The sequence below is a fragment of the Bacillota bacterium genome, assembly GCA_024655925.1.
Lineage (GTDB): Bacteria > Bacillota > DTU025 > DTU025 > JANLFS01 > JANLFS01.
Genome location: JANLFS010000084.1, coordinates 5451 through 12694, shown reverse-complemented (window position 1 = coordinate 12694; position 7244 = coordinate 5451). Strand labels below are relative to the sequence as shown.

At 60.1% G+C, this 7244-nt stretch carries 5 protein-coding genes; 1 reads left to right on the top strand and 4 read right to left on the bottom strand.

Annotation, left to right across the window (positions count from 1 at the left end):
• Positions 1-145: 145 nt before the first annotated feature.
• The 4 genes from NUW23_12120 to NUW23_12105 all read right to left on the bottom strand — a co-directional run bounded on the left by NUW23_12120 (position 146) and on the right by NUW23_12105 (position 6197).
• Positions 146-1363: a DUF4384 domain-containing protein gene (locus NUW23_12120; protein MCR4426911.1), complete on the bottom strand. Its 1218-nt coding sequence runs from the start codon at positions 1361-1363 to the stop codon at positions 146-148.
• A 25-nt stretch (positions 1364-1388) separates the two neighbouring features.
• On the bottom strand, positions 1389-2849 hold the full coding sequence (gene guaB / locus NUW23_12115; protein MCR4426910.1) for an IMP dehydrogenase: 1461 nt from the start codon (positions 2847-2849) through the stop codon (positions 1389-1391).
• 130 nt (positions 2850-2979) lie between these two features.
• A complete protein-coding gene (gene aspS, locus NUW23_12110) occupies positions 2980-4797 on the bottom strand; it encodes an aspartate--tRNA ligase (GenBank protein ID MCR4426909.1) in 1818 nt (605 codons plus the stop codon).
• A gap of 20 nt (positions 4798-4817) precedes the next feature.
• Positions 4818-6197, bottom strand: a complete 1380-nt coding sequence (locus NUW23_12105; GenBank protein MCR4426908.1) for a putative glycoside hydrolase — start codon at positions 6195-6197, stop codon at positions 4818-4820.
• A gap of 99 nt (positions 6198-6296) precedes the next feature.
• Between NUW23_12105 and NUW23_12100 the strand changes: the two genes are divergently transcribed.
• On the top strand, positions 6297-7208 hold the full coding sequence (locus NUW23_12100; protein ID MCR4426907.1) for a carbon-nitrogen hydrolase family protein: 912 nt from the start codon (positions 6297-6299) through the stop codon (positions 7206-7208).
• Positions 7209-7244 lie beyond the last annotated feature (36 nt).

The following is a 7244-nucleotide window of genomic DNA, read 5'->3' as shown; positions in this document are numbered from 1 at the left end:
AAGCATCCATTCCAGTCGCTCCCGGATCATCGCCCCCAACATCTCCACTCCAGTTAGCTCTCATGCCTCGCCGAAGTGCTGCCAGGCCAGGCACAACGAGGCTGGGGGAAAGCCCCCGGCCTCGTGGTTGCACTGCTTGGGAGGCTCAGTTGCCTATGTACCATACCTCGACCCTGAGCCTCACGTAGTCCAGGTATTCGATGCCAAACACAGGGCCGGTCACCACGGCATAATCCTCCACTGTTACACGGGCCCTGAACGGGTACTGCACTTTCTCGAAGACTCTTCCAGGCCACGGTGCATCCGGCCCGGAGGGTGTGACCTCCACAAACTGTATCGGCCCGACGGCGTTGACGGTCAGAGAACCCGTGACTCTCGACATCATCCCGAGGACAGGGTCCCCCGTGATGACAAGGTTTCCTGACGACCCACGGTAGGAGAAGTACTCAGTCACCGGGCCCGTATTCGGCCATTTCACGTTCACGACTTTGCTTATCAGCTGGACCTCAGCCGACGTGGGCGGCTGGTCGTCCGGAATCCTCGAGAGGTTCGCGTGGACCTGATATGGGTTCGAAGACGTGATCGTCACAGACCTTGTGAACGCGTAGTAACCCTTCCTCAGGACCACCACCTCATGGACTCCCGCGCTCAGTCCGGACAGAGTCACAGGGGTAGTCCCTTGCTCCACACCATCAAGGAACACCCGGGACCCGGACGGGCTCGATGTCACGTTTATGGACCCCCGGACCACCGGCGGGGTCGGAGGCGGCGGGGGGGATGGAGGCGGCGAAGGTGCGCCAGGCCCTACTGAGAAACTGGTTGTTGCGGACGACCAGTTCTGCCCGAAATTCGGGGTGATGACGACGGACTTGACCTCCATCATGAACTTGTCAGCCGACACGTTGATGTTCACCTGGGGGCTGAACGTCCCCTGCTCCAGCGAGCGGCGAAGCCACTCCACATCCCGGATCTTGCTCGGCACAGCGAACAACACCAGTTGCTCCGTTCCCGCCGGGCCGGCCACCGTCAGGTTATACCTGGAGTTGTCCGGCAGGACGTATGTCTCGTTGGCCTTCCGGTGGTTCGAGTCCGAGTAGATGTTGGGGAAGATCAAGCTCACGTTACCCCGGGTATCGATGTCGAACACATACACCCACGCGTCACCGCTCGTCCGGAAGTAGATGTTCAACCTTTCGCCCGGCTGGTAGTAGCTGCGATCAGTCCAGATACTGGTCTGGTAGGGAGGGTTGGGGTTGATGATGATACTCTTGACGTTAGGCTGAGCTGCTACCCCACCCACTGACACGGCCACAAGCGCAAGGATCATGAGAATCCCCGCTAAGCAGGCCTTCCTCGTGGTCACGAAGGCTTCCTCCTTTCGAGGTGCATCATGATTCTTCGTAGTCAGCGCCGTGTATCATGTAGTTCGGCGCCTCCTTGGTGATATAGACGTCGTGAGGATGGCTCTCACGTAATCCCGCTCCGGTGATGCGCACAAACGAGGCGCGGGCCCTGAGTTCAGTGAGGTTTCTCGCGCCCACATACCCCATTCCTGCGCGGAGTCCACCAACCAGCTGATAGACTGTGTCCGACAGGCTTCCTTTGTACGGCACGCGGCCTTCTATCCCCTCTGGGACAAGTTTTCTGGAGCCTTCCTGGAAGTACCGATCCGAGGATCCTTCCTTCATCGCGCTTATGGAGCCCATTCCCCTGTAGACCTTGAAACTACGGCCTTTGTAGATCTCCATCTCCCCTGGGCTCTCATCGGTGCCCGCGAAGAGCTTCCCGACCATCACCGCGTGAGCCCCGGCCGCGAGAGCCTTGGTTATGTCCCCTGAGTACTTGACGCCCCCGTCGGCAACGATCCTGGTGCCTGAGGACCGGGCAGCCTCCGCGCAGTCCATGATCGCCGTGAGCTGCGGAACTCCGACCCCGGCCACCACCCTGGTGGTGCAGATGGACCCGGGACCGATACCGACTTTCACACAGTCTGCGCCCGCGTCCACCAGTGCCCTCACCCCGTCGGCGGTCGCCACGTTGCCCGCCATGATACTAGCCTTGGGGAAAGCGCGCCTCACAGCCCGGACTGTCTCGATGACGCCCCGCGAATGCCCATGGGCTGTGTCCACCACAATCAGGTCCACCCCCGCGTCCACGAGCGCCGCAACTCTGTCCAGTGTGTCACGGCTAACCCCAACTGCCGCTGCAACCCTGAGCCTTCCCTGAGCATCCTTGGCCGCGTTCGGGTACTTCTGGGCTTTCTGAATGTCCTTGATCGTGATGAGGCCCCGCAGTTTGAACTGCTCGTCGACGAGGGGTAGCTTCTCGATCTTGTGCTTCTGCAGGATTGCGATTGCCTGGTCTACAGTCGTCCCAACCGGGGCGGTGACGAGATTATCTTTAGTCATGGCCCGAGACACCGGTTGGTCGAAGTTGGTCTCGAACCGGAGATCCCGGTTGGTCAGGATCCCGACGAGTTTGCCTTCCTCGGTTATTGGGACGCCCGAGATATGATAACGTTCCATGATTTCGAGCGCCTCACGTATGGAGGCCTCAGGAGGAAGGAAGATCGGGTCGACTATGATGCCGTGCTCCGACCGCTTCACCTTGTCGACCTCCAGGGCCTGTGCCTTGATGGACATGTTCTTGTGGATGACGCCTATCCCGCCCTCCCGGGCGATGGCCACTGCCATACGGGCTTCGGTGACAGTGTCCATGGCCGCCGAGAGCACGGGGATGTTTAGTCTGATGTCATCAGTCAGTTCCGTGGTGACATCCGCCTCAGATGGCAGAACCTCGGACATTCCCGGAATCAACAGTACATCGTCGAAAGTGAGCCCCTCTTTCATGCTCTCTCCGCGCTTCACAAGCAGTCACTCCTTCATAGATAATTGCCAGAAAGCCGGCCTAATGAAAGGCCCGTGCGTCCCCGAACTCGGAATGCACGGACCCAAAACGAGGATCATGTGACAGGCTGCCCTAACCCGAGTTGCCGTTCGCCGGCTTGATGTGCAACTCCTTCCACTGACGTGGGTCAATCTCATTAGGGCAGTCATCCACCAGGGAGACTCCGGACGCGTTCTGGGGAAAGGCTATTACGTCCCTCAGGTTCTCGAGACCCAGCATTACAGCCATTAGCCTGTCGAACCCGACCGCGAACCCGCCATGGACAGGCGCCCCGTACTGGTAGGCTCGAAGCAGGAACCCGAAATTCCGCTCAGCCTCCTCGCGTGTAGTTCCAATGACTTTCATCACCCGGCGCTGCAAATCGGGGGAGTTGATGCGTATACTGCCGCTGCCAAGCTCAGTGCCGTTTAGAACCAGATCGTAAAGCCGTCCTTTCACCGATCCTGGGTCGGACTCGAGTCTCTCGATGTCGCTCTCACGGGGCATCGTGAATATGTGGTGCTTCGCATCCCACTTGTTCTCATCTGGGTTCCACTCAAAGAGTGGGAATTCTGTGATCCAGACGAACCTGTGGTCTCCCTCGCGGATGAGCCCGAGCCGGCGGCCTAGATGCCGCCGGACTTGTCCGAGGGAAGTGGCCGAAACCTCCGCGGAATCAGCGACTATCAGAATCAGATCCCCGTCGTACGCCCCGAGCCGCTCGATGATGGCCGAGATCTTCTCGGGCGTCAGGTACTTGGCCGCACTCGAATGAATGGTCCCGTCGGCGACTTTCATCGACACGAGTCCGCGAGCGTGGTGGACACGGGCCAGCTCGGTCAGGTCGTCAATGTCCTTGCGGGAGAACCCGGCGCACCCAGGGGCACACAGCCCACAAACGCGTCCGCCCTTGAGGCAGGCATCGCGGAACACCGCGAAGTCGGAGTCACGGACGATATCTGATAGATCTGCGAGTTCCATCCCGAACCTTAGATCGGGCTTGTCCGAGCCGAATCTGGCCATCGCTTCGTCATAGGTCATGCGCGGAAACGGAGTCTCCACCTCGACCCCAATCCCCGCCCGGAATGCCGCTGCAACTGTCCCCTCCACAACAGCATAGATGTCTTCTTCATCACAGAAGCTCATCTCGAGGTCGATCTGCGTGTGAACGAGTTGCCTGTCGGCTCGCTGGTCCTCGTCGCGGAAACACGGCGCAAGTTGGTAATACCGGTCGAACCCGGCCACCATGAGAAGCTGTTTGTAGAGCTGAGGGCTCTGGGGCAAGGCGTAGAACATGCCTGGGAAGTGGCGGCTGGGAACGACGAAGTCCCGAGCGCCTTCAGGTGTGCTGCGCACGAGGAGAGGAGTCTGGATGTCCAAGAACCCCTTGTCGGAGAGCCAGTTGCGGACTGCGAGAGCCGCACGGTGCCTTGCCTCCAGGTTGAACTGTAGCGAGCTGCGCCTGAGGTCCAGGTATCTGTAGGTTAGGCGCACCTCTTCGCTGGCCACTTTCTCGTCAGAGACCTCCACGGGAAGAGGAGCCGCCTCGGTTATTACCGAGACCTTCTCCGCGCGCACCTCGATATCCCCCGTGGGAAGAGACGGGTTTTCCGTGCCTGACGGCCTTGCGGCAACGCGGCCGGTGACCCTGAGCACGCTCTCCCGCTTGATGCCCTTGGCGGCTTCACCAGCGAGGCCACCGTTGGTTTCCGGCTCCACCACAACCTGTGTCTGTCCGTACCTGTCACGAAGGGTGATGAACACAAGGCCGCCGTGATCGCGAATAGACTGTGCCCACCCGCACAGGACGACCTGCTCACCCACATGGGTCGAACGCAATTCACCGCACGTATGAGTGCGCAACACGAACCTCACCCCTAAGACGACGGCCTGTACCTGCCGGCAATCCATTTACGTCAAGATTACCCCAATTATAGCCGTACCCTTGGATTGGCGCAATAAGGCGCGACCGTGCGGTCCTCTATGGCGAGCCAAGCCTCGGCGGACGGATGCGGGTGCGAGCTCTCCGTCTCGCTCAGTGATTCGAGCGCAGACTCTGTGTACACGTTGTTCGGGTTCCAGAGCATGAACTCGCGTATCCCCAGATCAAGCAGGGCGTCGATCTGTGCTCTCACCTCCGCTTCCCCATAGTCGCGGCCAAGTGAGAAGTCCTGAAGCCACGGGATGAGTCTCGCGCTGGAGCCAAGGGCGCCCAACCGTTCCAAGGCCCGACTAACACTGCGCCTGACCGTCTCGCCGGGCGAACCGTTGGGGTCGGGGATTCCGTACTCGCCGCGCCTGTAGTGAGAGGGGTACACCATGGGGGCGAGATAGTCCACGTGCGGGGCGAGTTTCTCGAGCACCTGACCTATTCCCATGTCGGTCTCGGCGGAGCAGACGATCCCAAATATGTCAGCCGTGACGACGACCCCGTAGGGTTCCAGCTCAGCCCGGGCGTACTCGAGGAACTCGGCTATTACGTCCGCCCGGGTGCGCCCCTTCGAGTCAGTGTTGTTTATCCGGGTCAGACCGTGGTCGTCAGGAAACCGCACGTAATCGAATTGGATCTCCCTGAACCCCAGCAGGGCAGCCTCCTTGGCGATCTCGAGGTTGTACTCCCAAACTTCCCTCGCTCGCGGGTCCGTCCACGCAAGGCCCTGAGAGTCGTTGAAGATAGCGCCCCGACTGTCACGGACCGCCGTCTGAGTCCTCGAGCGCGCCAGCTTCGGGTCTTTGAACACCACGAGGCGGGCTATGGGGTAGATTCCCTCCTGTTGTAGGAATGCAAGCACGGACGCTATGTCTCGAATCTTCCGCACCCCTGCCCCGATCTCACGGGCCAGGGGCACGCTGGATTCGTAGCTTATAGCTCCAGTATCATCCTTTATCTCGATCACCATGGCATTCAGCTCGGTGGATCTTATGATCTTCGCTAGCGACTCAAGGCGGGAGGGAATTCCGGCGGTCCAACCTGTCGCGTATAGAGCCTTCACGAATTCGGGCCTGTCTGGCTGATTGAATGTGTCGGATGCCCCCGATTCCTCGCAGTGCTCAGGCAGCGAGAGTGCCCCGTCGAACACAGTCGAAATCGAGATCCGCGCGAGGTCCGGGGGCGCAAACGGGGCGGAGCCGGTATCCGAAAACCACGAGTGGGAAGCAGCAATGCTGTCAGCAGCAGTGAGGACGGTGAGAGTCCTCGTGACGAATACTTGGGATACCATGGAGAGCAACACGAATGCCAGGACCATGAGGACCGTGATAGATGTGGGTTCAATCTCTGTCTTGGTCTGGATAGAACTCTCCTCCCCCATTTGCACTGGGCATTCATTCTACTCCGAAGGGCGGTGTTCCTCCTGGCAGCGGAAGGATCCAGCTCCGCAATGTGTAATATAGGTGCGGAGGTGAGTGGTGTGAGCGTGATCTCCGCGGGCCTTCTTCAGATGGACCCTTCCCAGTTCCAGACGGTCCGTGACTATCAGGTTTCGGTTGCGGCCCGCATATCTTCTCTCGTCCGAAAGGGCGCGGAGTTCGTGGTACTACCGGAGTTCGCTGCGATGATCGGAGCGTCTTTAGAGTACTCCCCGTCTGACGCCCCAGATATCGCGGAACTGTCACGAGCCGTGGGGCGGGCCGGGTTCGACCGGGCCATGGACTTCTTCGCTGCGGTGGCCCTGGCAAACCATATACACCTCTGCCCAGGTACGTTCCTCGTATCCCGAACGGATGGGTTCGCGAACCTGGCTCCGATCCTCTCGCCTTCCGGCGACCTCGTGGCAGTTCAGGGACAGACTCATGTGTCCGAACGCGAGCACGGGCTCAGGTTTCTGTGTTCGACAGACCTGACAATCGTGGACGTGCGCGGCCACAGAATCGGGTTTGCAGTCGGGACAGACGCATGGTACCCCGAGGTGTCAAGGATACTCGCTCTGATGGGCGCGGATACCATTGTTGCCCCCACGGCTGTGCCCGCCCCTTACACCGTTTGGCACCAGACAAGAGGACTGTGGCAAGCCGTCCAGCAGAACCAAGTCTTCGGGATCGAGGTCTGCCTCGGAGGATCCTGGCTCGGTCGCACCTACCAGGGCCGGTCCAGGGTATTCGCCCCGGTGGAAGTGACGCCTGAAGGACGCGGTATCCTATCAGAAGTCGCCTCCGGGTCCATATGGGGAGAGCTCGTCCTCGCTTTGGACACTTCTAGACTAGATGCAGCGCGCCGCGCCTTTCCGGTATTCGATCACCTCAACACAGAGATGTACGAGCGAAGCCTCCCTGACGCCTACCTCGTTGCGCGATCCGTACGCGTTGCGCCCGAAAGAAGGTAGAGTCATGTCGCGTCTGCTCAACTCCCTCAAGCTCCG